The sequence below is a fragment of the Melaminivora alkalimesophila genome (assembly GCF_000282995.1).
GTDB lineage: Bacteria > Pseudomonadota > Gammaproteobacteria > Burkholderiales > Burkholderiaceae_C > Melaminivora > Melaminivora alkalimesophila.
Genome location: NZ_ALEE01000304.1, coordinates 1 through 560, shown reverse-complemented (window position 1 = coordinate 560; position 560 = coordinate 1). Strand labels below are relative to the sequence as shown.

The window sequence follows — 560 nt, the reverse complement described above, 5'->3', positions numbered from 1 at the left end:
CAGCGGCGCGAGCGCACGCGCCAGCGCATGGCCCACGTGCCCGCCGCCGAAGAGCGCCACCGGCTGCAGCCGCGGCGCGAGCTGCGCACGCAGCCGCTCGGCGTCTGCGGCGTCCACGCACTCGAGCCGCAGCTGCACCACACCGCCGCAGCACTGTCCCAGGCTGGGGCCCAGCGCCTGGCGCAGCAGCACCGGGCCGACCTCCCCCGCGGCGGCGCGGTGCGCCAGCAGCTGCCGCGCCTCCTGCAAGGCACGCCACTCCAGGTGGCCGCCGCCGATGGTGCCGATGGGCGGGGCGTCGGCCTGCGCCGACACGGCCATCCAGGCGCCGCGCTCGCGTGGCACCGAGCCTTGGGTAGACTCCACCGTCACCAGGCAGGCCGGGGCCGCGCCCAGGCTGGCGAGCAACGCCTGCAGTGCGCGCGTCGTGGTGTCCATCATCGCTCCTTCCCCTGCTTCCTTCATCGCCCGCGGCCACCGCCGCCTCGCACAGCGCGCCCATGTCCCATCCGCCCTCACCCTCCCCCACGCCCGCAAACCCGTCGTCCCCCGGCTGGCTG

At 76.8% G+C, this 560-nt stretch carries 1 protein-coding gene; it reads right to left on the bottom strand.

Annotation, left to right across the window (positions count from 1 at the left end):
* Positions 1-438: XdhC family protein (locus tag A612_RS05730; RefSeq protein WP_040436192.1), on the bottom strand; the 438-nt coding region annotated here is incomplete at its 3' end.
* Between the last annotated feature and the right edge of the window lie 122 nt (positions 439-560).